The organism is Actinomadura sp. NPDC047616 (assembly GCF_040642915.1).
Taxonomy (GTDB): domain Bacteria; phylum Actinomycetota; class Actinomycetes; order Streptosporangiales; family Streptosporangiaceae; genus Spirillospora; species Spirillospora miaoliensis.
In genome coordinates this window covers 105,853-132,206 of the sequence record NZ_JBEYTB010000016.1, presented here as the reverse complement: position 1 = coordinate 132,206, position 26,354 = coordinate 105,853, and the positions used below count along the sequence as shown (strand labels likewise).

The 26,354-nt window shown below is 75.2% G+C and carries 23 protein-coding genes; 11 read left to right on the top strand and 12 right to left on the bottom strand.

Features of this window, described 5'->3' with window-relative positions; all coding sequences use genetic code 11:
- Positions 1-43 precede the first annotated feature (43 nt).
- The 4 genes from glpK (at position 44) to ABZ801_RS32000 (ending at position 4,131) form a co-directional block, all read left to right on the top strand.
- Entirely contained in the window at positions 44-1,561 is a 1,518-nt protein-coding gene (gene glpK / locus ABZ801_RS32015; RefSeq protein ID WP_360704998.1) for a glycerol kinase GlpK, read from the top strand.
- 147 nt (positions 1,562-1,708) lie between these two features.
- Positions 1,709-2,689, top strand: a complete 981-nt coding sequence (locus ABZ801_RS32010; RefSeq protein WP_360704995.1) for a serine protease — start codon at positions 1,709-1,711, stop codon at positions 2,687-2,689.
- Positions 2,690-2,767: 78 nt separating this feature from the next.
- Entirely contained in the window at positions 2,768-3,670 is a 903-nt protein-coding gene (locus ABZ801_RS32005) for a polysaccharide pyruvyl transferase family protein (protein ID WP_344956750.1), read from the top strand.
- Positions 3,671-3,729: 59 nt separating this feature from the next.
- Positions 3,730-4,131 (top strand): DUF2267 domain-containing protein, encoded by a 402-nt coding sequence (locus tag ABZ801_RS32000; protein WP_360704992.1) that lies wholly within the window; start codon positions 3,730-3,732, stop codon positions 4,129-4,131.
- Positions 4,132-4,134: 3 nt separating this feature from the next.
- On the opposite strand, the gene ABZ801_RS31995 is transcribed toward ABZ801_RS32000, so the two are convergent.
- On the bottom strand, positions 4,135-5,397 hold the full coding sequence (locus tag ABZ801_RS31995) for an MFS transporter (RefSeq protein WP_360704989.1): 1,263 nt from the start codon (positions 5,395-5,397) through the stop codon (positions 4,135-4,137).
- Positions 5,398-5,531: 134 nt separating this feature from the next.
- On the opposite strand from ABZ801_RS31995, the gene ABZ801_RS31990 reads away from it, so the two are divergent.
- Positions 5,532-6,626 (top strand): LacI family DNA-binding transcriptional regulator, encoded by a 1,095-nt coding sequence (locus tag ABZ801_RS31990; protein ID WP_360704986.1) that lies wholly within the window; start codon positions 5,532-5,534, stop codon positions 6,624-6,626.
- Between the two features lie 33 nt (positions 6,627-6,659).
- Here ABZ801_RS31990 and ABZ801_RS31985 read toward each other — a convergent pair whose 3' ends face one another.
- From ABZ801_RS31985 to ABZ801_RS31940, 10 genes are read right to left on the bottom strand one after another with little or no spacing between them, the layout of a single operon-like run.
- Positions 6,660-7,616, bottom strand: a complete 957-nt coding sequence (locus ABZ801_RS31985) for an NAD-dependent epimerase/dehydratase family protein (protein WP_344956757.1) — start codon at positions 7,614-7,616, stop codon at positions 6,660-6,662.
- The gene (locus ABZ801_RS31980; RefSeq protein WP_344956759.1) at positions 7,516-8,568 is read right to left on the bottom strand and encodes a glycosyltransferase family 9 protein; all 1,053 of its coding nucleotides are present in this window, start codon (positions 8,566-8,568) and stop codon (positions 7,516-7,518) included. The genes ABZ801_RS31985 and ABZ801_RS31980 overlap by 101 nt, the downstream gene beginning before the upstream one ends.
- Entirely contained in the window at positions 8,565-9,251 is a 687-nt protein-coding gene (locus ABZ801_RS31975; protein WP_360704982.1) for an SDR family oxidoreductase, read from the bottom strand. Before ABZ801_RS31975 ends, ABZ801_RS31980 begins: the two co-directional genes overlap by 4 nt.
- Complete coding sequence (gene rfaE2, locus ABZ801_RS31970; RefSeq protein ID WP_344956763.1) at positions 9,248-10,696, bottom strand: D-glycero-beta-D-manno-heptose 1-phosphate adenylyltransferase; 1,449 nt, start codon at positions 10,694-10,696, stop codon at positions 9,248-9,250. The genes ABZ801_RS31975 and rfaE2 overlap by 4 nt, the downstream gene beginning before the upstream one ends.
- A 43-nt stretch (positions 10,697-10,739) precedes the next feature.
- On the bottom strand, positions 10,740-11,342 hold the full coding sequence (locus ABZ801_RS31965; protein ID WP_344956765.1) for an SIS domain-containing protein: 603 nt from the start codon (positions 11,340-11,342) through the stop codon (positions 10,740-10,742).
- Positions 11,339-12,571, bottom strand: a complete 1,233-nt coding sequence (locus ABZ801_RS31960; protein ID WP_344956767.1) for a glycosyltransferase — start codon at positions 12,569-12,571, stop codon at positions 11,339-11,341. Before ABZ801_RS31960 ends, ABZ801_RS31965 begins: the two co-directional genes overlap by 4 nt.
- On the bottom strand, positions 12,568-13,563 hold the full coding sequence (locus tag ABZ801_RS31955; protein ID WP_360704979.1) for a glycosyltransferase: 996 nt from the start codon (positions 13,561-13,563) through the stop codon (positions 12,568-12,570). Before ABZ801_RS31955 ends, ABZ801_RS31960 begins: the two co-directional genes overlap by 4 nt.
- On the bottom strand, positions 13,563-14,585 hold the full coding sequence (locus ABZ801_RS31950; RefSeq protein WP_360704976.1) for a glycosyltransferase family 9 protein: 1,023 nt from the start codon (positions 14,583-14,585) through the stop codon (positions 13,563-13,565). The genes ABZ801_RS31955 and ABZ801_RS31950 overlap by 1 nt, the downstream gene beginning before the upstream one ends.
- Positions 14,582-16,102: an HAD-IIIA family hydrolase gene (locus tag ABZ801_RS31945; RefSeq protein ID WP_360704974.1), complete on the bottom strand. Its 1,521-nt coding sequence runs from the start codon at positions 16,100-16,102 to the stop codon at positions 14,582-14,584. The genes ABZ801_RS31950 and ABZ801_RS31945 overlap by 4 nt, the downstream gene beginning before the upstream one ends.
- On the bottom strand, positions 16,099-17,739 hold the full coding sequence (locus tag ABZ801_RS31940) for a carbamoyltransferase C-terminal domain-containing protein (protein ID WP_360704972.1): 1,641 nt from the start codon (positions 17,737-17,739) through the stop codon (positions 16,099-16,101). The genes ABZ801_RS31945 and ABZ801_RS31940 overlap by 4 nt, the downstream gene beginning before the upstream one ends.
- 319 nt (positions 17,740-18,058) lie before the next feature.
- Between ABZ801_RS31940 and ABZ801_RS31935 the strand changes: the two genes are divergently transcribed.
- The 4 genes from ABZ801_RS31935 (at position 18,059) to ABZ801_RS31920 (ending at position 21,867) form a co-directional block, all read left to right on the top strand.
- The gene (locus ABZ801_RS31935; protein WP_344956779.1) at positions 18,059-18,946 is read left to right on the top strand and encodes a glycosyltransferase; all 888 of its coding nucleotides are present in this window, start codon (positions 18,059-18,061) and stop codon (positions 18,944-18,946) included.
- A gap of 81 nt (positions 18,947-19,027) precedes the next feature.
- On the top strand, positions 19,028-19,864 hold the full coding sequence (locus tag ABZ801_RS31930) for a glycosyltransferase family 2 protein (RefSeq protein ID WP_360704968.1): 837 nt from the start codon (positions 19,028-19,030) through the stop codon (positions 19,862-19,864).
- Between the two features lie 85 nt (positions 19,865-19,949).
- A complete protein-coding gene (locus ABZ801_RS31925; protein ID WP_360704965.1) occupies positions 19,950-20,513 on the top strand; it encodes a hemerythrin domain-containing protein in 564 nt (187 codons plus the stop codon).
- A gap of 157 nt (positions 20,514-20,670) precedes the next feature.
- A complete protein-coding gene (locus tag ABZ801_RS31920; protein WP_360704962.1) occupies positions 20,671-21,867 on the top strand; it encodes a zinc-dependent alcohol dehydrogenase in 1,197 nt (398 codons plus the stop codon).
- A gap of 64 nt (positions 21,868-21,931) precedes the next feature.
- On the opposite strand, the gene ABZ801_RS31915 is transcribed toward ABZ801_RS31920, so the two are convergent.
- The gene (locus ABZ801_RS31915) at positions 21,932-23,380 is read right to left on the bottom strand and encodes an MFS transporter (RefSeq protein WP_360704959.1); all 1,449 of its coding nucleotides are present in this window, start codon (positions 23,378-23,380) and stop codon (positions 21,932-21,934) included.
- A 109-nt stretch (positions 23,381-23,489) separates the two neighbouring features.
- Between ABZ801_RS31915 and ABZ801_RS31910 the strand changes: the two genes are divergently transcribed.
- Together ABZ801_RS31910 and ABZ801_RS31905 are read left to right on the top strand one after the other, a co-directional pair.
- Positions 23,490-24,398 carry a helix-turn-helix transcriptional regulator gene (locus tag ABZ801_RS31910; RefSeq protein WP_360704956.1) on the top strand — a complete coding sequence of 303 codons (909 nt, stop codon included), beginning with the start codon at positions 23,490-23,492 and terminating at the stop codon, positions 24,396-24,398.
- A gap of 73 nt (positions 24,399-24,471) precedes the next feature.
- Positions 24,472-26,313, top strand: coding sequence for a transketolase (locus ABZ801_RS31905; RefSeq protein ID WP_360704953.1), 1,842 nt, complete (start codon positions 24,472-24,474; stop codon positions 26,311-26,313).
- Positions 26,314-26,354 lie beyond the last annotated feature (41 nt).

Sequence of the window (26,354 nt, the reverse complement as noted above, 5' to 3'; positions counted from 1 at the left end):
CCGGGGGGCGGAGCGTGTCCGCCCGCCGGGGGAGGAGGGCCTGATGGGGGACGTCGTCGGGGCTCTTGACCAGGGCACCACCAGCACCAGGTTCATGATCTTCGATCACGGCGGCAACGAGGTCGCGCGGCACCAGCTCGAGCACCAGCAGCTCCTGCCGCGGGCGGGCTGGGTCGAGCACAACCCCACCGAGATCTGGGAGCGCACCCGCGCCGTCATCGAGACGACGCTCAACAAGGCGGGGGTGAACAAGAGCGACATGGTCGCGCTGGGCATCACCAACCAGCGCGAGACCACGGTGGTGTGGAACCGCCGCACCGGGCGGCCGTACTACAACGCGATCGTCTGGCAGGACACCCGCACCGACCGCATCGCCGCGGCGCTGGAGCGCGACGGGCGCGGCGAGACGATCAGGCACCGTGCCGGGCTGCCCCCGGCCACCTACTTCTCCGGCGGCAAGATCCAGTGGATCCTGGAGAACGTCGAGGGGGTGCGCCGGGACGCCGAGGCGGGCGAGGCGGTGTTCGGCAACATCGACGCCTGGCTGCTGTGGAACCTGACCGGCGGACGCGACGGCGGCGTGCACGTCACCGACGTCACCAACGCCAGCCGCACCATGCTCATGGACCTGGAGACCCTCGACTGGGACGACCAGCTCCTGTCGTTCTTCGGCATACCCAGGGCGATGCTGCCGCGGATCCGCCCGTCGTCGGCGCCCGACCCGTACGGGGTGACCCGCGCCGAGGGGCCGCTGCACGGCGAGGTGCCCCTCACCGGCGACCTCGGCGACCAGCAGGCCGCCACCGTCGGGCAGGTGTGCTTCGAGCCCGGCCAGGCCAAGAACACCTACGGCACCGGCAATTTCCTCCTGCTCAACACGGGGGAGGATCTGGTGCGGTCGAAGGCCGGGATGCTGACGACGGTCTGCTACAAGTTCGGCGAGTCCAAGCCGGTGTACGCGCTGGAGGGCTCGATCGCCGTCACCGGGTCGGCGGTGCAGTGGCTGCGCGACCAGCTCGGCATCATCTCCGGCGCCGCGCAGAGCGAGGCGCTGGCCCGCCAGGTCGACGACAACGGCGGCGTCTACTTCGTGCCCGCCTTCTCCGGGCTGTTCGCCCCGTACTGGCGCAGCGACGCCCGCGGCGCCATCGTCGGCCTGTCCCGCTACAACACCAACGCCCACCTGGCCCGCGCCACCCTCGAATCCATCTGCTACCAGTCGCGCGACGTGGTGGAGGCGATGCGCGAGGACTCCGGTGTGTCGCTGGACGTGCTCAAGGTGGACGGCGGGGTGACCGCCAACGAGCTGTGCATGCAGCTGCAGGCCGACATCCTCGGCGTCCCGGTGTCGCGGCCGGTCGTCGCCGAGACCACCGCGCTCGGCGCCGCCTACGCGGCCGGGCTCGCCGTCGGGTTCTGGCGGAACACCGACGAGCTGCGCCAGAACTGGAACGAGGACAGGCGCTGGCTGCCGCAGTGGGACGACGACAGGCGCGAGAAGTCCTACGCGGCCTGGAAGAAGGCCGTCGAGCGCACCTTCGGCTGGATCGACGTGGAGTGATGACCGGCGCGGGGGCACCGCCGCCACCGGTGGCCGACGCGGACGAAAGTGCTTGCCCTCGCGCCACACCGGTCACGACAGTCCTTGGCATTCACATCCGGCACAGTGATGATCTTGTCGGTGCCGTTCCGTCTGAGAGGAGCCCGCATGACCAGTCGATTCACCGGGGCCGCGCGCGCCGTCGCCGCCTGCGCCGCCGCCCTCGCGGCCGTGGGCGGCGCCGCGCCCGCGCCCGCCCACGCGCAGATCTCGCCGCCCCAGGCCCTCGCCACCGGCGGACCCGTGCCCGACGGCGCGAAGACCGCCAAGACCACCAAGACCGTCAAGATTGTCAAGACCGTCAAGACGGCGAAGGTCGAGCGGCCCAAGAAGGCCGCGCGGTCCGAGCAGGTCGACTTCACCGGCGTCGTCGCGCTCGACAACTGCTCGGGCTCCCTGGTGCGCGGGCCGCGCACGCATGACACCGACGCCGCCCTGGTGCTCACCAACGGGCACTGCCTGGAGACCGGCATGCCCAAGGCCGGGCAGGTGTTCGTCGACCGGCCGTCCACGCGCACGTTCACCCTGCTCGACCGGTCCGGGAAGCGCACGCTGGGCACCGTGCGCGCCAACCGGATCGAGTACGCCACCATGACCGACACCGACGTGGCGGTGTACCGGCTCGGCACCACCTACCGCAGGCTCGCCGAGCGGTACGGGGTCCACGCGCTGCGGCTGGCGCCGTCGCGGCCGCGGGCCGGCACCGAGATCCGTGTGGTCTCCGGCTACTGGCGCAAGATCTACTCCTGCAAGATCGACGGGTTCGTCCACCGGCTCCGCGAGGCCGAGTGGACCTGGCGGGACTCCATCCGCTACAGCTCCACCTGCGACACCGTCGGCGGCACCTCCGGCTCGCCCCTCGTGGACCCCGCCACCGGCCACGTCATCGGGATCAACAACACCGGCAACGAGAACGGCGAGCGCTGCACCCTCAACAACCCCTGCGAGGTCGACGGCGCGGGGAAGGTGAAGGTCCGCCCGGGCGCCGACTACGGACAGCAGACCTACCGGCTCGCCCGCTGCCTCGGCGGCGGCGACGTCGACCTGACCGCCGCCCGCTGCGCCCTGCCCAAGCCCGCCGCCCGCTGACCCGCCGGCCGCCCGGCCGCGCGCCGGCCCGGCCGGGGCGGCGCGTTTCGTTCCCCGCCCGCGGGAACGATCGGCCGCATGCGTGTACTGCTGGTGGGTTGGCCCAGTTTCGTCCACGGCGAGGCGACCGCGGGGGACGTGCTGGCGTTGGAGGCGGTACGGCGGCAGCTGACCGAGGCCGGGCTGCCCTGCGACATCGCCTGGAGCCCGGTGTTCCGGCCCGGCGCGCTCACCCTCGAGCAGGCCCGGCCCGAGCGCTACACGCACCTGGTGTTCGCGTGCGGTCCGCTGCGCGGCGAGCAGGTCGAAGGGCTGCACCGCCGGTACGCGCGGTGCCGCCGGGTGGCCGTCGGCGTCTCGGTCATCGATCCCGCGGATCCGGCCGCCGCCGGGTTCCACGCCGTGATCCCCAGGGACGCGCCCGGCGAGCCCGCCCGGTGCGACCTGGCCGCGTCCGTCGAGACCCCCGAGGTCCCCGTGGTCGGGGTGGTGCTCGCCCGGCGGCAGCGCGAGTACGGCGCGCGCGGGCGGCACGAACGCGTCGAGGAGGAGCTGACCGGCTGGCTGGGCGAACGCGAGTGCGCCCGCCTGCCCCTGGAGACCCGGCTGGACCCGCGGGACTGGCGGCTCGCCGCCACCGCCGCTGAGCTGGAGAGCGCGGTCCGCCGGCTCGACCTGGTGGTCACCACCCGGATGCACGGGCTGGTGCTCGCGCTGAAGAACCGGGTGCCCGCGCTGGCCGTCGACCCCGTCGCAGGCGGCGCCAAGGTGACGGCGCAGGCCCGCGCGTGGTCGTGGCCCGCCGTCCTCACGCCGCCCGAGCACGCCCAGGGGCCCCGCCTGCTCGACCCCGCCGAACTGGAGCGATGGTGGCGGTGGTGCCTGTCGGGAGAGGGGGCCGTACGGGTCCGGGCGTGTCCGGAGCCCGTCTCGCTCACCGCCGACCTGATGGACGCGCTGGACTTCGAGCGAACACGTTAAGACCGCCCCAAGCCGGGCACGCGCCTCGGAGGACGATTTTGCAGAAAGGAGGGGCCGAAATGAGGCACGACGAATTTCTCGGACGCGTACAGAATCGGGCGAGGCTGCCCGACCTCGGGCACGCCGAACGAGCCTGCCGCGCCACCCTGGAGACGCTGGGCGAGCGGGTACCCGAGGGGCTGGCCGACAACCTGGCCGCCCAGCTTCCCCACGAGATCGGCGAGCACCTGCGGCGCACCGAGGTCTACGGCGGCGCGGGCACCGGCGAGCGCTTCGACCGGCACGCCTTCATCCGGCGCGTCGCCGAGCGGGGCGGCGTGGACGAGCAGAAGGCCGCGTTCCTGGCCCGCGTGGTCCTGGAGGTGGTCGACGAGGCCACCCAGGGCAAGATCATGAACAAGGTGTACGAGAGCCTCTCGCCCGACATCCGGCGGCTCGTCACCGCGGGCAGCTCGGGCTGACCCCTACCGGCGGTGTGCGCGGCGTGCCTCGCCGGGCACGCTGCGTCCGCCCGCAGGGGGACCGCCCGCGCCCGGCGACGGAACCTCGGCGTGCTGTGCCTCTGCGTTCTGTGTCCCCGCGGGCTGTGCCTCTGCGTGTGACATCGCGCCCGCGGCCACGGCCAGGAACGCCACCAGGGCCGCGACCACGCCCAGCGCGACGCCCAGCCCGACCAGCTCGGCGAGGGCGCCGATGAGCGGCGGGCCGACCAGGAAGCCCAGGTAGCCGACGGTGGAGACCGCCGCGACGGACGGCCCCGGCGCGCCGGTGGCGGTCGCGGCGGCCAGGAACACCATCGGAACCACGCAGGCCAGTCCCAATCCCAGCACGGTCAGCCCTGCGACGGCCGCCCACGGCTCGCCGATCACCAGCGCCCCGCCGAACGCGACCGCCGCCGCCGTGGCCAGCACCCGCACCATCCGAGCGGGACCGAGCAGGGTGACCAGCCGGTCCCCGGCCATCCGCCCCGCCGTCATCGCCAGCGCGAACGCCGCGTACCCGGCGCCGGCCAGGCCGCCGCCCGTCCCCAGGACGTCGCGCAGGTACACCGCGCTCCAGTCCGCCGCGGCGCCCTCGGCGAGCAGCGCGGCGAACGCCAGCGCGCTGAGCAGCAGCAACGGCCGGGTGGGCCGGACGAACACCGGCCCGGCCTCCTGCGCGTCGTGCGCGGCGGGCAGCAGCGAGCGCGTCGCGGCCGTCCCGGCGGCCAGTGCCAGCAGGCCCGTCCCGGCCAGGTGCACCGGGACGCCGACGGAGAAGTGCGCGGCCAGTGAGCCGGCGCCCGCCCCGGCGAGCGTCCCGGCGCTGAAGCAGGCGTGGAAGCCGGACATGATCGACCGGGTGTAGCGGCGCTGCACGGCCAGCCCCGCGCCGTTCATCGCCACGTCCAGGGCGCCGGTGGTGGCGCCCCACACGGTCAGCGCCAGGAACAACCAGGCCCATGACGGTGCCAGTCCCACCAGCCCCGGCACCGCGCAGAAGGCGGCCAGCGCGACGCGGGTCACCGGGCGGCTGCCGCGCCTGCCCACCAGCGCGCCCGCGGCGGCCATGGCCACCAGCGAGCCGAGCGCCATGCCGAGCAGCGCGGCCCCGAGCCCGGCGGCGCCGAGGCCGAGGGCGGCCTTGACCTCGGGGATGCGCGGCACCCACGAGGCGAACACCAGCCCGTTGAGGAAGAACACGACCGCCACCGCCCGCCGCGCGGCGCGGGCCTCGCCGGAAACCAACCGTCGCCCTCCTTCGCCTGAGCTCTTTGACCGGTAAACCACGAACGACCGATATGCGTTGACCGGTAAACAAGGCGACCCTACGGATACGCTGTTGACCGGTCAACAGGAAATCCGCCGCCCGAGGAGGGACAGTGGCCACGCTGCGGGACGTCGCGCGCGTCGCCGGGGTCTCGCACACCACGGTGTCCAACGCCTACCACCGGCCCGAACGGCTGTCCCCGGAGGTGCGCCGCCGCGTGCTGGAGGCCGCCCGGACCCTCGGCTACCCCGGCCCCGATCCGCTCGCCGCGAGCCTGGCCACGCGGCGCGTCGGGGCGCTGGGCGTGCTGTTCACCGAGGCCCTGTCGTACGCGTTCACCGACCCGGCGGCGGTGCTGTTCCTGCAGGGCGTCGCGGGTGTCGGGGAACTGGACGCCGTCGGCCTGACGCTGCTGCCCGCGCCGCCGCGCACCCCGGAGGAGCACGACGGCGCCGGGCCCGTCGTCGACGACGCGGTGCACCGCGCCGTGGTCGACGGTTTCCTGGCCTACTCGCTGTCGGACGGGCATCCCGGCCTGGCCGCCGCGCGCGCCCGCGGCCTGCCCCTGGTGCTGGTGGACGAGCCCGAACCGGGCCCGGACGGCGGCGAGCCGTTCATCGGCGTCGACGACCGCGGCGGCGCCCGGCAGGCCGCCGCGCACCTGGCCGGGCTCGGGCACCGCCGGTTCGCCGTGCTCGCCGACCGGCTCGGCGACGACGCCCGCACCGGCCGCGCCGACGACGAGCGGCTGCGCTCGGCCACGTTCGCCGTCGGCCGCGACCGCATCGCCGGCTATCTGGACGCGCTGCCCGGGGGCGGCCGTCCGCCCGTGCTGGAATGCGGCGGCAACACCGCCGGGCTCGGTCACCAGGCCGCGCTCGACCTGCTCGACCGGCCCGCGTCCGAACGGCCCACCGCGATCCTGGCGCTGACCGACCGGCTGGCCCAGGGCGTGCTGACGGCGGCCCGCAAGCTGGGCCTGTCGGTCCCCGGGGACGTGTCGGTGGTGGGCTTCGACGACCTGCCCGAGGCCGCCGACGCCGACCCGCCGCTGACCACCGTCCGCCAGCCGCTGCTCGACAAGGGACGGCTGGCCGCGCGCGCCCTGCTCGACCTGATCGCCGGCGGGCCCGCCCCGGCGCCGCGCACGATCCTGCCCGCCGAGCTCGTCGTGCGCGCCACGAGCGGCCCGCCGCCCCGGGCATGACGAGGCGATGACGTGACGAGGCGATGAAAGGGCTCAGGCGCTGCGGGAGACCGGCAGCTCGCGCGTGAACCACTCGATCGTCTGGTGCAGGCCCTCCCGCACCGGCACCCGCGGTTTCCAGCCGAGCGTCTCGTACGCCAGCGTGGTGTCGGGACGCCGCACCGCCGGGTCGTCGGTGGGCCGGTCGATGAACCGGATCCGCGACCGCGAGCCGGTCAGCTCGACGATCAGCCGGGCCAGGTCGAGCATGGAGGTCTCGTACGGGCTGCCGATGTTCATCGGCCCCGGATGGTCCGACAGCGCGAGCGCGAGGATGCCGCGCACGGTGTCGTCCACGTAGCAGATGGACCGGGTCTGCGACCCGTCACCGGTCACCGTCAGCGGCTCACCGGTCAGCGCCTGCCGCAGGAAGGTGGGGATGGCGCGGCCGTCGTCGGGCCGCATCCGCGGGCCGTAGGTGTTGAAGATCCGCACGATGGCGGTGTCCAGGCCGCGCGAGTGCCGGAACGCCGAGGTCAGCGCCTCGCCGAACCGCTTGGCCTCGTCGTACACGCTGCGCGGCCCGACCGGGTTGACGTTGCCCCAGTACGACTCGGACTGCGGGTGCTGCAGCGGGTCCCCGTAGACCTCCGAGGTGGAGGCCAGCACGAACCGGGCCTGCTTGCGCTCGGCCAGCTCCAGCGCGTACCGGGTGCCCTGGCTGCCGACCTCCAGCGTCTGGATCGGCAGCCGCAGGTAGTCGGCGGGCGAGGCCGCCGACGCCAGGTGGAACACGTAGCCGACCGGGCCGAGCACGTCCACCGGCTCGGTCATGTCGCGTTTGAGGAACTGGAAGTCGCGTCGCGCGGTCAGGTGGGCGACGTTGCGGGCGGTGCCGGTCAGCAGGTTGTCAACGCAGATCACCGAGATGCCCCGGGCCAGCAGCGCCTCGCACAGGTGCGAGCCGAGAAAGCCCGCGCCCCCGGTCACGACCGCGCGCGGATGTCTCATCGTGTCCTCCTTCGCGTTCCAGCGTCCCGCGCGCCGCGTCCAGGACGTCGGGCACGGAGATCTCCAGCAGCCCCGGATCGGGTTCGAGCCCGTGGGGGTCGCCGCGTCGCCCCGCCCACAGCACGCGGTGCGCGGCGCGGCCGGGCGGCGGTCCCCAGGCGGCGGGCGACGTCGGGCCGAACAGCAGCACCGACGGTGTGCGGTACGCGGTGGCCAGGTGCCCGGTGCCGGTGTCGCCGCAGACGACGAGCCGGGCGTGCGCGACGAGCGCGGCCAGGTCGAGCGGGCCGGTGCGGCCCGACAGGTCGTCGGACGGGTCGAGCCCGGCCGCTCCGGCGACCCGCGCGGCCAGGCCGGTCTCGTCGGGGCCGCCGGTCACCACGACGCGGTGGCCGTCGGCGCGCAGCGCCGCGGCGACCCGGGCGAACCGTTCGGGCGGCCAGCGGCGGGCCGGGTAGCCCGCGCCCGGGTGCACCACCACGGCGCCCGGCGCGGGCGAGGGACGGCCCGGCGCCGGCAGGCCGAGGTCGCGCGGATCCGGGTCGAACCCGGAGGACGCCAGCAGCCGGCACCAGCGCGTGACCTCGTGCTCCTCGCCCCCGCGCGGCGGGTCGAACGGCGGCCCGGTGACGTCGGGCACCTGCGGGTGCGCGAACGCCAGCAGCCGCACCGGATGCAGGTCGCGCAGCACACGGTGGCTCTGCGGGCCGCGTCCGTGCAGGTTGACCGCGAGGTCCACCGGGCCGCACGGCGGCAGCGGGTGCAGCCCCCGCGCGGGCAGGACGTCGTCCACGGCCCCTGTCAGCTCGGCCAGCGGCGCCAGCGCGGCGGGCGCGGCCAGGGTGAGCCGCCGCCCGGGCAGCGCCCGCCGCAACGCGCGCAGCGCCGGGACGGCGGTCAGCAGATCACCCAGGCCGAGTGCCCGCAGCACCAGCACGCGATGACGCGTCACGGCCACGACGGTTCGCGCGACGGGCACACCAGCAGTTCCCGCACCTCGCAGCCGGGCGGCTGGGACAGCGCGAACATGACGGTGGCGGCCACGTCCTCGGGACGGTTGAGCTGCGCGTCGGGGCCGGGCTTGTACTGCTCGTCGCGTCCGTCGAAGAACGCGGTGTCCATGCCGCCGGGGACCAGCATCGTCACCGCGACCCGACCGGCCAGTTCGGCGGCCAGGGCCCGGGTGAACCCGACGACGCCGAACTTGGAGGCGCTGTAGGCGGTGGCGTCGCTGAGCGCCCGCAGCCCCAGCGTCGAGGCGACGGTGACGATCCGCCCGTTGTGCGCCGCCTTCAGATACGGCAGCGCGGCGCGCACGACGGCGGCGGTGCCCAGCAGGTTGACCTGGACGACCCGTTCCCAGTCCTCGGCGTGCACGTCGCACAGCCTGCCGCACGCGTCGGTGCCCGCCGCGGTGACGACCGCGTCCAGGCCGCCGGCGCTTCGGGCCAGGCAGTGCACGGCGCGTTCGGCGGCGTGCCGGTCGGCCAGGTCGGCCAGGCAGTGCTGCCACCCGCCGCCCTCCGGTTTGGGCGGGTGCCGGTCGATGACCAGCGGCCGGTGGCCGTCCTTGGCGACCCGCTCGGCGACGGCCGCGCCGAGTCCTGATGCTCCGCCGGTGACCAGGACGTTCATGACGGTATTCCCTTCGATGTCGACGGCATGGGCGGGGCCGGGTGCGCCGGGGGGAGGTTCGACAGCAGGCGGGTCGTGGAGCGGCCCTCCAGGAAGGGCAGCAGCACCACCTCCCCGCCGTAGCGGCGCACGGTGTCGGCCTCCGGCAGGGCGGCGCCGGCGTAGTCGGCGCCCTTGACCCAGATGTCGGGGCGCAGGCGTTCCAGCAGCCGCTCGGGGGTGTCCTCGTCGAACACCACGGCGGCGTCGACGTCCGACAGCGCCTGCAGTACCCGCACCCGGTCGGCGGCGGTCGTCACCGGGCGGGCGGGGCCCTTGCGGCGGCGCACCGAGTCGTCGGAGTTGACGCACACGATCAGGCAGTCGCCCAGGCGGCGGGCCTGCTGCAGCAGGCTGACGTGCCCGGCGTGCAGCAGGTCGAAACAGCCGCCGGTCGCCACGACGGTGCCGCCCGCGCGGCGGGTGCGCTCCACCACGTCCCAGGCGTCGGCGTCGCGCCCGGGGGGGATGTGCGGCGATCCGGTCTCGGCCAGCTGCGCGGCGACGGCGGTCGCGGCGCCCGCGCTGACGAACTCGGCGGCGCGGCGCACGCCCGCGGCCACGGCCTCCGGGAGGCGCCCGCCGTCGGCCAGCACCTGCGCGGCGCGCGCCGCGAAGCTGTCGCCCGCCCCGCACGAGTCGCCCCGGGCCGGTTCGGCCGGGGCGAGGAACGGGGCGCCCCGCGGGCCGGAGGCGCCCTCGACCAGCAGCGCGCCGTCCGAGCCGAGGGTGACGGCCACGCCGTCCAGGTCCCAGGTCTCGGCGAGGAACCGGGCCCGCCGGGTCGCCGCCGCCAGGCCGCCGCCGTCGATCGCGGCGCCGTGCTCGGCGGCGAGCCGGGCCGCCTCGTCCTCGTTGGGCGTCATCAGGCGCGTGCCGGGCACCGGTGGCTCGCCGCGCGGATGCGGATCCCACACGACCGGCACGCGTCCGCCCACCTCCTCCAGCATGGCGCGGACGGCGGCGTGCCCGGTGACGCCGCGGCCGTAGTCGGAGACCAGCACCGCGCCCGCGCCCGCGATGGCCTGCGCGACGCTCGGGCCGACCGGGCCGTCCACGGCCCGGCCCTCGCCGACGTCCAGCCGCGCCACCGGCTGCCCCCCGGACTGGATGCGCATCTTGCAGGGCGTGGCGCCGTGCAGCCGGAACGCCGCGACCTCCATGTGCGCGGCCAGCATCGCGCGCAGCCGGTGCCCGGGGTCGTCGTCGGCCAGCGCGGTGACCAGCACGACCTCGCGGCCGTCGGCGGCCGCCAGCAGCGCGGCCAGCCCCGCGCCGCCGGGACGCGGCCGCTCCTCGGCCTGCTCGATGACGGGTACGGGCGCGTCGGGGCACAGCCGCCTGCTGCGGCCCATGATGTCGATGTCCAGCAGCACGTCGCCGATGACGACGAGCGGTGCCGTCATGATGCTCCCCCCGGACGGGTGGCGGTCGGTGCGGACGGCGCGGTCATCCACGGACCCCCAGGGTCTCGTCGACCACCCCGCACAGCAGGTGGATGGCGGCCAGGTGGATCTCCTGGACGGTGGCCGTGGACACCGCGTCGACGGTGATGGCGTCGTCGCACGCGGCGGCCAGCGGGTTGGGGCCCGGCCCGGTGATCGCCCACGCGGTCACCCCCATCCGCCGCGCCTGCTCGGCCGCGGCGACCACGTTGCGGCTGCGGCCGCTGGTGGACAGGCAGATCAGCACGTCGCCGCGGCGGCCGTGCGCCTGCACCTGGCGGGCGAACACGGTCTCGGCGCCGTAGTCGTTGCCGATCGCGGTCACCGCCGAGGTGTCGCCGTGCAGCGGGATCGCCGCGAACGGACGCCGGTCGCCGTCGAACCTGCCGACCAGCTCGGCGGTCAGGTGCTGCGCCTCGGCGGCGCTTCCGCCGTTGCCGCACGCCAGCAGGCGTCCGCCGGCGTCCAGCACCCGGGCCAGGCGGCGCCCCCACGCGGCGATGGTGGGGGTCTGGCTGCGGAACCGCAGCGCCGCGTCGGCCAGCGCCTCCAGGTTGAGGTCCTGCCGCCTGGTCTGCTGGAACGCGGTGTGCGTGGTGACGCTCATGTAAGCACCTCACTGCGTGTCATGGCCCGCCGGTAGACGGTGAGGGTCTCGTGGGCGATGCGGTCCCAGGAGTAGCGGGAGCGGGCGCGGTCGCCGGCGGCGAAGCCCATGGCCGCGCGGCGGGTGGGGTCGGCGAGCAGCGCGCGGATGACGCGGGCGGTCTGCTCGGGCGTGCGGGGCGCGACGTGCACCCCGGTGACACCGTCGATGACGGTGTCCAGGTGACCGCCGACGGCGGTGGCGACGACGGGCACGCCGCAGGCCATCGCCTCCAGCGGCACCATGCCGAACGGCTCGTACCAGGGCAGGGTCACCACCAGGTCCGCCGACCGCAGCAGCCGGGGCGCCTGCGCCCGGCCGACGCGGCCGAGGAAGCGGACCCGGCCGGCGACGCCGCAGTCCTCGGCGACGGCACGCAGCCGCCGCACCTCCGGGTCGCCGTCCAGTTCGTCGCGGCGCGGGCCGCCCGCCACCACCAGCTCGGCGCCCGGCACGCGCGCCAGCGACCGGATGGCGGTGTCAACGCCCTTGCGCTCGACCAGCCGTGACAGCGTCACCAGGCGCGGCCGCGCCCCCCGGGAGGCGCGCGGCCCGTCGGGGCGGAACATGTTCAGGTCCACCCCGCACGGCACGACGGTGATGCGGTCGCGGGGCACGCCCATGCGCACGAGTTCCTCGGTCTCGTCGGCGCAGGTGGCGATGACGGCGTCGGCGGTGTGCCCGAGCGCGCGTTCCAGCTGGACGCGGCCGGGCGGGCTGGTGTCCTTGTCGCGCTGGTGACGCCGCTTGACGCTGCCCAGAGCGTGGTAGGTCTGCACCATCGGGATGCGGCGCCGCTCGAAGTTCTCGGCCGCCTGCGCGGTGGCCAGGCCGCTCATCCAGAAGTGCGCGTGCGCCACGTCCGGCGGGTCGTCGGCCCAGCTGCGTTCCAGGTGACGGCCGAAGTCCGGCATCAGCGGCAGCAGCTCGTCCTTGGGGATCGGCTCGGCGGGGCCGGCGGGCACGTGCTCGACGGTGACGCCGGGCGCCAGGCGCACCCGCGCCGGCAGGCGCGGGTCGTCGCGGCGGGTGTAGACGGTGACGTGGTGACCCAGCGCGCCCAGGCGGGAGGCCAGATCGGCGACGAACACGTTCTGCCCCCCGGCGTCGGCGGTCCCCAGGCCGGGGGCCGAGGCCGTGGTGCGGGCGGCCAAGGGGCTGGCGTGTTCGGACACCATGGCGATCTTCACGGGGTCACCTCCTGGAGCAGCCGTTCCCAGTCGCGCAGGAAGCGCGGCAGGCCGTAGCGGTCGGCGGCCGCCGCGCGGGCGTGCTTGCCGACCTGCCGGGCGCGGGCCGGATCGCCGGCCAGGTCCCGGGCCGCGGCGGCGAGGGTGTCGACGCGGGTCGACAGCACGCCCGCCTCCGGCGGCACCGCCTCGACCGCCTCGGTGGTGGCGAGGGCCACCACGGGCATGCCGAGCATCATGGCCTCGATCAGCGCCAGGCCCAGCGACGTCCACCGGTAGGGGTGGACGTAGACGCGGCGCCGCGCCAGCTCGTCGTGCATCGCCCGCTGCGGCAGGTCCTCGAACGTCCACAGCGACTCGGGCGCGACGCCCAGCCGCCGGGGCACGTCGGTGACGTTCATGCCGAACAGGTCCAGCGGGACGGCCTCGGCCAGCCGGGGGAGCAGGTCGGTCCCCGCGACGCGTCCCCGGCGCAGCGGATCGTTGACGACGACTCCGGCGCGCGGCAGGTCGCCCTGGTAGCGGTAGCCCGGGTCGACGATCCCGTGCTCGATGACGGTGGTGGGCGCCCTGCCGCAGTTCCAGAACAGCTCGTTGAAATGCGTGACGTGGACGACGGGGATGTCGGACCGGTCGTGCAGGAAATGCCGGCTGTTGGGCACCACCTCTTCGGGCAGGCCCGCGTCGGCCGGGGTGCGGCGCGGGGTGTCGTGCTCGACGTACACGGCGGGGACGTCGCGTCCGGGACGGCGGCCCAGCCACTCCTCGGCGAGCCGCAGTTCGTGCGGCCGCTGCAGGACGACCACGTCGACGTGCTCGTCGCGCAGCCGGTCGTGCGGGATCTCGACGGCGCGGTCCGGCCAGGTGAAGGTCTCGGGCCGGCCCCTGCCGTCGGGGCCGCGGTCGGGGGTGACGGGCACGAGCGTGGTGTACGGGCCGTACACGAACGACGTCGCCCACGAGCCGTGCACGTGCCACAGGAGAACTCTCATCAGGGGGCCACCTCCATCAGGTGCTCGACGGCCGCGACGACGTGCCGGCCGGTGACGGAGGAGAGACAGGGGTGTCCGGGGACGGGGCAAGCACGCGCACGGGTGTCCTTACAGGGGGCGTTCTGGTCGCCCAGCAGCACGGTCGGCACGCCGTAGGGCGCCCATCGCGCGGCGGGCACGGTCGGGGCGAACAGCGACACGACGGGCGTGCCGACGGCGGCGGCCAGGTGGGCGGGGCCGGTGTTGCCCGCGACGACGACGCGGGCGCCCGCCAGCACCGCCGCCAGCTCGGCCAGGGAGGTGCGGCCGCCCAGGTCGACACCGGCGTCACCGGCCACGCGCGCCGTCAGGTCCTTCTCCTGGTGGTGCCCGGTGACCAGCACGCGGTGCCCGGCGCCGGCCAGCAGCCGGACGGCCTCGGCACAGCGTTCGGCGGGCCAGGCGCGGGCCGGCACCGACGTTCCCGGATGCACCACGACGTGGCCGCGCTCGCCCGGCGGCGTGCCGGTGAGGGCGGACATGTCCGGCAGCGGCTCGCGCACGCGCAGCCGCGTGTCGGCGGGGGAGGGGAACCCGGCCTCGGCGGCGAGGGCCAGCATCCGCTCGGTCTCGGGGATGTCGCCCCGTCCCGGCTCGTCGAGCCGCAGGCGCAGGTCCAGCAGCGACCCGGGGTAGTCCGCGCTGATGCCGCCGATCCAGCCGACGCCCGCCATGCGCAGCACCAGCGCGAGCGGCAGCGGCGACTGGTGGAAGGACGTGAAGATCAGCGCGCGGTCGAAGCCGCCGACCATCCGCGTCAGCCGGGCGATCTCGGCCGGGTCCACCGGTTCGGGTTCGGGGTCGATCCACGGCGCGCACCACTCCAGCACACGGTCGACGCCGGGCAGCATGTCGGCGGCGGCGCGTCCGCGCGGGCCGCACAGCAGCGCCACCTCGTCGGCGCGCGCGGCCACGGCGCGGACGGCGGGCCCGGCCAGCAGCACGTCGCCGAGGTTGTCCATGCGGGCCAGCAGCACCCTCATCGCGACCGCCCTTCGGCGAGCAGGGCCAGGGCGCGGGCGACGGCGGCGCGCAGGTCCGGCGCCACCTCGGGGGCGTCGTCGACCTCTTCCGGCCGGGTGCGCCCGGTGGGCACCAGCACGCCGTGCGCCCCCGCGGCCTCGGCGGCCCGCATGTCGGCGCCGATGTCCCCGATCACCACGCAGGCGGACGGGTCGACGTCCAGCCGCCGGGCGGCCCTGGTGACCAGGCCGGGCCGGGGTTTGCGGCACGAGCAGCGGTCGTCCGGGCCGTGCGGGCAGATCTCCCACACGTCGATGGGCCCGAGCAGTTCGTCGATGCGGTCGTTGACGCGCCGCACGTCCGCGCGGGTGATGAGGCCGCGCGCCACCCCCGACTGGTTGGACACCACGCCGATGCGCACGCCCCGGCGGCGCAGCCGGTCCAGGGCTTTGCGCGCGCCGCGCACCGGCTCGACGCGCGCGGGGGCGCCGTTGTACGGCACGTCGTGCACGATCGTGTCGTCACGGTCGAACAGCACCGCGCGGTTGCCGTACCAGGCTCCGGCGCGCGCGTGCGTCAGCAGGCCGCGCAGCCGGTGCCAGGTGGCGGCGGGCGGGATGGCGACGCTGGTGACCAGCATGCGCGTCACCTCCTCGGGCGCGCGCGGGCCGGGCAGGACGCGGGCCGCGGCGAACTCGGCCGTCAGCCCCGCCCAGGCCACGAAGGCGGGGAACGCGACCCGCCGCGCGCCCGCCCCGTACGCGGCGGCGGCGAGCACGCCGGAGGCGGTCGTCAGCAGGTGGCGGCGGAACCGTCCCGGTCCCTCTCCCGCGCGGCGCCGCCAGCCGGGGCCGTGCAGGCGCCGCATCAGCACGTCGTCGGCGTTGCCCGCCTGCGTCTTCACCGACACCCAGAACCCGGCGGGCCGCACCGGGTGCGTCACGGTGCGGGCGCCGCGCACCAGGCGGTGACCGGCCGCCATCACCCGCAACGCGATGTCGGCGTCCTCGCGGTAGGCGCGGCGGAACCGCTCGTCGAACCCGCCGACCTCGGCGAGCGCGCGGCGCCGGTACGCCATGTCGGCGGTGATCCAGGACGCGTCGGCCAGCCCGGCGGTGTTGCGTTCCCAGTCGGTGGGGCGGCGTCCCTCGGGCGAGGGCACGGTGACGGTTCCCTGCGAGCCGCCGACCTCGCCGGGCTGGTCGGCGAGGTCGGCGGCGGCCTTGGCGGGCCAGCCGGGAGCGGGCACGACGTCGTCGTCCAGGAACGCAACCCACTCGGTCGTGGCGGCGCGCCATCCGGCGTTGCGGGCGGCGGCGGGTCCGCGGCCGCCCGAGCGCAGCACCCTGACGTCGTCCCCGGCGGCGGACGGCAGCGGCAGCGGTGCCCCCGGCCGCGCCCGGTCGTCCACGACGAGGATCCGCGCCGGGGCGCTCCCCGGGTCCGCGGCCATGCCGTCCAGCAGCGCGTCCAGGACGGTGCGCAGGCTGGCGCGGCCCACGGTGGGGATGACGACGGTGTAGTCCGCCCGCGTCATCGGGCGAACACCTCCCGGCGCCGCACCACGAACGGGCCGATGGCCAGCAGGTCCACGGGCGCGGAGCCGAAGCACTCCAGGGCGTCGCGGGGGTCGTCCACCATCGGGCGGCCCGCGGTGTTGAGGCTGGTGTTGACGAGCACCGGCAGGCCGGTGCGGGCGCGGAACGCCCGCAGCAGGTCGGCCACCAGCGGCTCGTCGGCGCGCGCCACCGTCTGGATGCGCGCGGTGCCGTCCACGTGCACCACGGCCGGGATCCGGTCGCGCCACTCGGGCCTGACCCGGTGCACGAACAGCATGTACGGGCTGGGCAGCGGCCCCTCGAAGATGCCGGCCGCGTCCTCCACGGCGACCATCGGCGCGATCGGCCGGAACTGCTCGCGGCCCTTGACCGCGTTGAGCCGCTCGACGTTCTCGGCGTGGCCGGGGTGCGCCAGCAGCGACCGGTGGCCCAGCGCGCGCGGGCCGAACTCGCTGCGACCCTGGAACCACGCCACGATCTGGTCGCGGGCCAGCGCGTCGGCCACCGTGGCGGCCAGGTCGTCGGGGCGTTCGTAGGGGATCCTGGCGGTGTCCAGCCAGGCGGCCAGCTCCGGCTCGTCCCACTGGCGGCCCAGGGCGGCGCCGGGCATCGGCTCGATCCGGTCCCCGGCGCGCTGCGCCACGTGCAGGGCGGCGCCCAGCGCGGTGCCCGCGTCACCGGCGGCGGGCTGCACCCAGACCTCCTCGTACGGGCCGGTCTCGGCGAGCCGCGAGTTGGCGACGCAGTTCAGCGCGACGCCGCCGGCGAGCGTCAGCCGCCGCGACCCGGTGCGCCGGTGCAGCCATCCGGCCAGGTCGCACAGGACCTCCTCCAGGCGGATCTGCACGCTGGCGGCCAGGGCGGCGTGGTCCTCGGTCCACTCGTCGCCGGGCGCGCGGGCCTTGGCGAGCGCTCCCCAGTCGATGCGGTCGACGGCGAAACCGCCGTCGCCGGTGGCGCGCACGTGCTCGCGCATCTCGTCCAGGAACCGCGGCTCGCCGTAGGAGGCCAGCGCCATCACCTTGTACTCGTCGCTGGAGCGCAGGAAGCCGAGGTGGTCGGTCAGCTCCTCGTACATCAGGCCGAGTGAGTGCGGCAGCCTCTGCGCGTGCAGCGGGCTGAGGTGGCCGCCGCGGTAGGTGCCCGCCAGGTGCGAGTGGATCTCGCCGCGTCCGTCCAGCACCAGCACGTCGCCCTCGCCGGGGTCGGGCGCGGCGAGCGCGGCCGACGCCGCGTGCGCCACGTGGTGCGGCACGAACCGCACGATGCCGGGGTCGAGCCCGGGCAGTGCGGCGGCCAGGAAGAACGGGGCGCGCTGCGCGTACAGGGTGCGCAGGTGCTCCCACTGGTCGTCGTGTCCCCGCACCCCCTGCTCGACGAGGCGGGGATCGTAGGAGTAGGCGACCGCGTCCAGGTCGCCCGGCTCCAGGCCCGCCTCCCGCAGGCACCAGCGGGCGGCCTTCTCCGGTGGTTCCCACGCCGAGAACGGGACGGGTCGTTTGCCGTGCTTGCGGCGGCTGAAGCGTTCCTCCTCGGCGGCGGCGACGATCCTGCCGTCGACCACCAGCGCGGCCGACGGGTCGTGGAATATCGCGTTGACTCCGAGAACGCGCATGGGGGACCTCCGAAAGGGCGTGGCGTGGCCCGCGGGCCCTGACCGGGCGGAGGATGCCTGCGTCATAGACATCGTTCCGGGGCGGTGTCGGTCTCCCGCACCGCCCTGTATGCAGTGGTTCGTATAAGACGCGCCCAAATCACCAATAGGTGATTCGGACTTAACCGGAGCGGCCCCCCTCAAACAAGAGTGTCCGAACGTTTACGGTGGGCTAGGTCACCCTTGGTCGTTCTGGTCAGTCCAGTCCCGCAGGTCACTGGGTGCGCAGATGGTCCGCGTACGCGCACATGATTCGTATCGATGCGGGTACGCGCCGCGCATGCGCTGCACCGTCGTCGTGATAACCCGCGACCGGCGCGAGTCGTTGCTGCACACGCTCGGCCGCCTGGCCGGGCTGCCGGAACGGCCGCCGGTCATCGTGGTCGACAACGCCTCACGGGACGGCACCGCCGAGGCCGTGGCCCTGCTGTATCCGGAGATGACCCTGCTGCGCCCCCGCGACAACCTCGGCGCGGTGGCCCGCAACTTCGCCGTCGACCACGTGCGCACCCCGTACGTGGCGTTCTGCGACGACGACACCTGGTGGGAGCCGGGCGCCCTGACCCGCGCCGTCGCGCTGCTGGACGCCCACCCGCGGGTCGCCGTCGTCACCGGCCGCGTCATCGTCGAGCCGGACGGCCGCGAGGACCCCATCGTGACCGAGCTGCGCGAGTCGCCGCTGCCGCGCCCGCCGGGGCTCCCCGGGCCCGCGCTCGGCTCGTTCCTGGCCGGCGCGTCGGTGCTGCGGGCCGGGGCGTTCCGCGAGGCCGGCGGCTTCTCGCCCCGCCTGTGGCTCGGCGGCGAGGAGGAACTGCTCAGCGCCGACCTGATGAGCCGCGGGTGGCACCTGTGCTACGCCGACGACGTGGTCGTCCACCACGCGCCGTCGCCGCTGCGCGAGCCGCACCTGCGCCGCCGCCACGGCATCCGCAACACGCTCTGGTTCACCTGGCTGCGCCGCCCGCCCCGCAGCGCGCTGCGCCGCACCCGGGCGCTGCTGGGCACGCTGCCGCGCGACCGCGTCACCGCGCTGGCGCTGGCGGAGGCCGCCGCCGGACTGCCCTGGGTGCTGCGCGAACGCCGCCCGGTGCCGCCGGACGTCGAGGCACGCCTGCGCGCGCTCGAAGAACCGCAGCGGCGGTCGCGGGCGCGCCGGTACGTGAGCTGACCGGTGCGTGACCCGACGGACCGGTACGCGACCCGACTGGTACGCGACCCGACCGGTACGCGACCCGACGGAAGGGAACCGATGCCCGACGCGACGGACGTGACGATCGTGGTCGCCACCCGCGACCGCGCCTCCGAGCTGCGTCGCAGCCTCGCCCGCCATACCGCGCCGGTGATCGTGGTCGACAACGCCTCGTCCGACGACACGCCGCGGGTGGCGCGCGAGGCGGGCGCGCGCCTGATCCGGCTGCCGCGCAACCTCGGCGCCGCCGCCCGCAACGCCGGCGTCCGCGAGGCGGCCACCCGGTACGTCGCGTTCGCCGACGACGACTCGTGGTGGGCGCCCGGAGCGCTGGCGCACGCCGCGTCCGTCCTGGACGCCCACCCGCGCACGGCCCTGCTCGCCGCCCGCGTCCTGGTGGGGGAGGACGGCCGCCTCGAACCGGTGTCGCAGGCCATGGCCCGCTCCCCGCTGGGACGCCCCGACGACCTGCCCGGCCCGGCCATCATGGGCTTCCTGGCCTGCTCGGTCGTCGTGCGCCGCGACGCGTTCCTGGACGTCGGCGGCTTCTCCGAGGTGCTGCACTTCGGCGGCGAGGAGGAACTGCTCGCGCTCGACCTGGCCGCGGCGGGCTGGGGCATGGCCTACCTGCCCGAACTGGTCGTCCACCACCATCCGTCGCCGCACGGCCGCGACCCGGCGGGACGGCGCCGCCGCGAGGTGCGCAACCGGCTGCTCACCGCCTGGCTGCGCCGTCCCCTGTTCGTGCTGCTGCGCACCGCCGCCGGCGCGCTGACCAGCGACCAGGGCCGGCGCGGGGTCGCCGACGCCGTCCGCGCCCTGCCCGCGGTGGCGCGCGCCCGCCGCCCCGTGCCGCGCCGGGTGGAGGCCGCCCGCGCCGTCCTGAGGGACTACTAGCGCCGGGGCCGCCCGCCCCTCGTTTGAGGGCGGCGCGCCGGGTAGGGGGGTGGGGTCCACAGGACCGGCGAAAGGAGAGAACCCCATGACCACGCAGGCCGCGGACATGATCAGCATCCTGACCCATGACCACCAAGAGGTGGAGGAGCTGTTCGGGCAGCTGGAGGCCGCCCGCCCGGACGACGGGGAGACCCGGCGGCGGCTGACCGACCAGGTGATCATCGAGCTGGTGCGGCACTCGGTCGCCGAGGAGATGTACCTGTACCCGGCGACCCGGCGGCACCTGCCGGACGGCGACGAGATCGCCGACAAGGAGCTCGCCGACCACGACAAGGTCGAGCGGATCATGAAGGACCTGGAGAAGACCGACGCGGTGGGCCGGGAGTTCTCCGACCTGCTCGCCAGCCTGATGACCGAGGTCCGGCTGCACGTGCACGACGAGGAGGAGAACCTCTTCCCGCAGCTGGCCCGGCACTGCGACCACGCCGAGCTGGCCGAGCTGGGCGAGAAGATCCAGAAGGCCAAGGACAAGGCCCCCACCCGGCCGCACCCGTCCACGCCCGACTCGCCCACGCTGCTGAAGCTCCTCGCGCCCGGCGCCGGTCTGGTCGACCGGGCGCGTGACCGCCTCTCCGGCCGCGGCAAGTGAGCCGCACAGGCCGCGCGAGCCGACCGGCCGGCGGCGGCGCGGGACGCACCGGGTCCTCCCGTCCCGCGCCGCCGCCACGTCCATGCCGGCCGCCCGCGTTTCGCGCCGGTGGGCGGGGTAGGGCCCGACCAGGGACCACGGCGCAGGGAGGTACCGAATGAAGGCGCTCACCTGGCACGGTCGCCGCGACGTGCGCGTGGAGTCCGTGCCCGACCCAGCGATCAAGGAACCGACCGACGCGGTGGTGCGGCTGACCAGCACCGCGATCTGCGGTTCCGACCTGCACCTGTACGAGTTGCTCGGCCCGTTCATGACCGAGGGCGACATCATGGGCCACGAGCCGATCGGCATCGTGGAGGAGGTCGGCGCCGAGGTCGACCACATCCGTCCCGGCGACCGGGTGGTGATCCCGTTCAACATCTCCTGCGGGCACTGCGCCATGTGCGGCATGAAGCTGTTCGCCCAGTGCGAGACCACGCAGGTGCGCGAGTACGGCACCGGCGCCGCGCTGTTCGGCTACACCAAGCTCTACGGGCACGTCCCGGGCGCGCAGGCCGAGTTCCTGCGGGTGCCGCAGGCCCAGTTCGGGCCGATCAAGGTGCCCGAGGGGCCGCCGGACGAGCGGTTCCTGTACCTGTCGGACGTGCTGCCCACCGCCTGGCAGGCCGTGGACTTCGCCGACATCCCCGAGGGCGGCAGCGTCACCGTGCTGGGCCTCGGCCCGGTCGGGCAGATGTGCGCGCGCATCGCCCGCCACCTGGGCCGCCGCGTCATCGGCGTGGACCTGGTGCCCGAACGCCTGGAGATGGCCCGCCGGCACGACATCGAGATCGTCGACGCCGGGCCGCCGCACACCGCGCACGACGTGGTGGAGATGGTCCGGGAGAAGACCCAGGGCCGCGGCACCGACTCGGTGATCGACGCGGTCGGCATGGAGGCGCACGGCTCGCCCGTCGCCAAGATGGCCCACACCCTCACCGGGTGGATGCCGGACCGGGCCGCCGCGCCGCTGATGAGCCGGATGGGCGTGGACCGGCTGGCGGCGCTGCACCAGGCCATCGAGATCGTCCGGCGCGGCGGCACCATCTCGATCATCGGCGTGTACGGCGGCATGACCGACCCGCTGCCCATGCTGCAGATGTTCGACAAGGGCATCACGGTTCGGATGGGCCAGGCCCACGTCAAGCGGTGGATCGACGACCTGCTGCCGCTGGTCACCGACGACGCCGACCCGCTCGGCGTGATGGACCTGGCCACCCACCATCTGCCGCTGGAGCAGGCCCCGCAGGGGTACGAGATCTTCCAGAAGAAGCAGGACGGGGCCATCAAGGTCGTCCTGCACCCGACCTCGTGACCCCGTGCCCCCGTGGATGTCGTGCTCCGGTTGAACTCGTGACCCCGTCGCCCGCGGTGACCGCTCAGGCGGCGGCGCGGACGGGGGCGGGCCGGCGGCGCAGCAGCGCCAGCGCCGAGCCCGCCGCGAGCAGCCCCACCACGGCCAGCGCCCAGCCGGTGCCGTACTCGGCGTGCCGGGTGGACTGGTCGTGCTGGGCCAGCGTCAGGAACAGCGTGCCGACCGTCGCGACGCCGACGACCTGGCCGAGCTGCATGACCGTCAGCAGCAGGCCGCTGCCGTCGGCGGCGTCCTCGGGCGGCACCCCCTCCAGGGCCGCCGTCATCCCGATCGGCAGCACTCCGAGGCCGAGCCCGATGACCGCGGTCAGCGCCTCGTACGCCGCGCCGCCGCCCGCCAGCGGCCCGACGAACAGGTAGCCGACCCCCGCGACGGCGAACCCGATGGGCACCAGCGGTCGGTGCCAGCGCGCGGGCATCCGCTGCCACGTCAGCCCGACCAGCGCGAACGTGGCCACGCACGGGACGAACGCCAGCCCCGACTCCAGCGGGCTGAGCGCCAGGTCGCCCTGCAGGTGCAGGGTCGTGGTGAACAGGAACGCGCCCCAGGAGCCGGGCCCCAGCGCGATGGTCAGCATGGCCGGGGCCAGCCCGGGCGCCCGCAGGACCCGCCCGGAGACCAGCGGGCGCCCGCCGCACCGCACCACCCGCCGCTCCACGCCGACGAACGCGGCGAACAGCACCGCGCTGGCGGCCAGCGCGAACCACCCCCACAGCGGCCAGCCCAGCTCGTGCCCGAGGATGAGCGGGACGACGAACAGCAGCACCGCCGGGGTCAGCACCGCCAGGCCCGCCGGGTCCAGGCCGCCGCCGCGCCGCTCGCCGTCGGCGGGCAGCACGCGCGGCCCCGCGACCAGCAGCGCCACGCCGATCGGCACGTTCACCAGGAACACCGAGCGCCAGTCCGAGCCGAACAGGTCTGCGCTGACCAGCAGCCCGCCCGCGACCTGGCCGACCACCACCCCGCCGGCGATCACCGCCGAGTACAGGCCCAGGGCGCGGGCCCGCGCGGCGCCGGTGAAGCCCCGCTGGATCATGCTCATCACCTGCGGGGTGAGCAGCGCCGCGCTCGCGCCCTGGGCGAACCGGAACGCCACCAGCCAGCCGGTCGACGGCGCCAGCCCGCACGCCAGCGACGTGGCCGAGAACGCCGCCAGGCCCAGCAGGAACATGCGGCGGTGCCCGGCCAGGTCGCCCAGCCGCGCCCCGGTGATCAGCACGACCGCGTAGGCGATGACGTATCCGGCCACTACCAGCTGCAGGCCCGCGCCGGAGGCGCCGAGGTCGGCGCGCATGGTCGGCAGCGCCACGTTGACGATGTTGGCGTCGAGGATGGCCATGAACTGCCCGAGCAGCAGCAGCGCCAACGCCGGCCCCCCGGCGCCGCCCCGCCCGGTCTCCCGCGCCGTCCCCGCTCTGGGAACAACTCGGGACAGATCGGTTGTCTGTGTCATGAGCACCAGCGTGCGGGGGCGGCGGTACCAGTAACGAGAGCCGCCTGATACTGGTACTGACAGCACCTGGCACGCGGGACGGACGGCGGGCAGTCTGGGGAACGTGACGATGACGCAGACCAGGGCGTCCGCGGACGGGGGAAGGCGCGCCCCCGGCCGCGGCGCGCGACGCACCGATCTCGCCGCGTTCCTGCGCTCCCGCCGCGAGCGCATCGGACCCGAGGACGTCGGCATGCCCCCGGGGCCGCGCCGCCGCACCCCGGGGCTGCGCCGCGAGGAGGTCGCCCAGCTCGCGGGCGTCGGCGTCACCTGGTACACGTGGCTGGAGCAGGGCCGCCCCATCAACGCCAGCCCCCAGGTGCTGGACGCGGTGGCGCGCACGCTGCGGCTCGACCCGGCCGAGCGCGAGCATCTGTACGCGCTGGCGGGGGTGACGCGCCGTCCGGTCGCCGTCGATCCCGCCGAGGGGCTGCCCGAGGACGTCCCCGCGATCCTGGACCGCCTGGACCCGATGCCCGCCGCCGTGGTGTCGGCGCGGTCGGACATCATCGCCTGGAACCGCGCCTACGCGACGCTCTTCTGGTGCGTCCCCCGGGTCCCGCCGAGCGAGCGCAACACCATGTGGCTGGCGTTCACCAGGCCGCCGTGCTGCAACCCCATCGCCAACATCGAGGAGCAGGCGCACGAGTCCGTCGCGATCTTCCGTTACCGCTACAGCCGGCACATGGACGACCCGGGGTGGAAGGAGTTCGTCCAGCGGCTGTGCGCGGCCAGCCCCCAGTTCGCGCGGCTGTGGGCCACGCAGGACGTGGCGCCGCCGCGTCCGTGCGACAAGGTGTTCCGGCACCCGGCGGTCGGCGAGATCGCCATGCGCTCCACCGGCCTGGACCTGACGGCCGCGCCGGGGCTGCGCATGATCGTCTTCAACCCCGTCGGCGAGCAGGACGCCGACCGCGTCGCCCACCTGCTCGCCCACCCCCGCGAGGCCGCCGCCGCGCTTCCCGACCACCGGCACTGAGCCCGCATTCCTCCCCTTCGTCCGGGTACGCAGGGACGGTCCGTACCTGTGCCGACGCCCCGGAGGGAGAGACATGCGCGAGGACATGGACCTGGAGCGGGTGCGTGAGCTGGGCCGGCAGCTGCGGGTGGACGCGGTGCGCGCCGCCGACGCGGCCGGGTCGGGCCACCCCACCTCGTCGATGTCGGCGGCCGATCTGATGGCGGTGCTGCTGGCACGGCACCTGCACTACGACTTCAACGCCCCGTCCAACCCGTGCAACGACCAGCTGATCTTCTCCAAGGGGCACGCGTCGCCGCTGCTGTACGCGATGTTCGCGGCCGCCGACGCGCTGTCGGACGAGGAGCTGCTCAGCTTCCGCAGGCTCGGCAGCAAGCTGGAGGGCCACCCCACGCCCCGGCTGCCGTGGGTGAAGGCGGCCACCGGCTCGCTCGGGCAGGGCCTGCCGTACGGCGTGGGGATGGCGCTGGCGTCCAAGCGGCTCGACCGCGTCCCCTACCGGGTGTGGGTGCTGTGCGGTGACAGCGAGATGGCCGAGGGTGCCATGTGGGAGGCGGCCGAGCACGCCTCCCACGAGCGGCTGGACAACCTGACCGCCGTCATCGACGTCAACCGGCTGGGCCAGCGCGGGCCCACCCGGCACGAGTGGGACACCGGCGCCTACGCGCGGCGGCTGGAGGCGTTCGGCTGGCACACCGTCGAGATCGACGGCCACGACGTCGACGCGATCGACGCCGCCTACCGGGAGGCCGAGCGCACCACGGGCCGTCCCACCGCCGTCATCGCCCGCACCAGGAAGGGCAAGGGCGTGGCCGCCGTCGAGGACCGCGAGGGCCACCACGGCAAGCCGCTGCCGGACGCCGAGGAGGCCGTCATCGAACTGGGCGGCCGCAGCCACATCCGCGTCGAGCCGCGCCATCCGCGGTCCGAGCGGTGCGCGCGGCCCCTGGACCACGCACCGGTCGAACTGCCCCGCTTCGACGTGGGCGACGAGGTCGCCACCCGCAACGCCTTCGGCCAGGCGCTGAGCGCCCTGGGCACCGCCCGCGGCGACGTCGTGGCGCTGGACGGCGAGGTGAGCGACTCCACCCGGTCGGAGTTCTTCGCCAAGGAGCACCCGGAGCGGTTCTTCGAGTGCTACATCGCCGAGCAGCAGATGGTGGCCGCCGCCGTCGGCATGCAGGCGCGCGGCTGGGTCCCGTTCGCCTCCACCTTCGCCGCGTTCCTCACCCGCGCCTACGACTTCGTGCGCATGGCCGCCGTCAGCCGCGCGAACGTCAACCTGGTCGGCTCGCATGCCGGAGTCGCCATCGGGCCGGACGGGCCGTCGCAGATGGGCCTGGAGGACCTGGCGGCGTTCCGCGCCGTGCACGGCAGCACCGTGCTGTACCCGTGCGACGCCAACCAGACCGCCCGGCTGGTCGAGGCCATGGCCGACGCCGAGGGCGTCCGCTACCTGCGCACCACGCGCGGCGCCACCCCGGTGATCTACCGGCCCGACGAGCGGTTCCCGATCGGCGGCAGCAAGGTGCTGCGGTCCTCCGCCGACGACCGCGTCACGATCGTGGCCGCCGGGGTGACGGTGCACGAGGCCCTGGCCGCCGCCGACCGGCTGGCCGCCGACGGCGTTCCCGCCCGCGTGATCGACCTGTACTCGGTCAAGCCGGTGGACGCCGTCACGCTGCGCGAGGCGGCCGAGCAGACCGGATGCCTGGTCACCGTCGAGGACCACTGGCCGGAGGGCGGCCTCGGCGACGCGGTCGCCGAGGCGTTCGCCGACGGCGGCCCCGTGCCGCGCCTGACGCGGCTCGCGGTGCGGAACATGCCCGCCTCCGCCACGCCCGAGGAGCAGCTGCGCGTCGCCGGGATCGACGCCGACGCGATCGCCGTCGCCGCCCGCGACCTGGCGGCCTGAGCACGCCGGACCCCGCCGCGCCCGCCGCGCCAGGCCGCGTC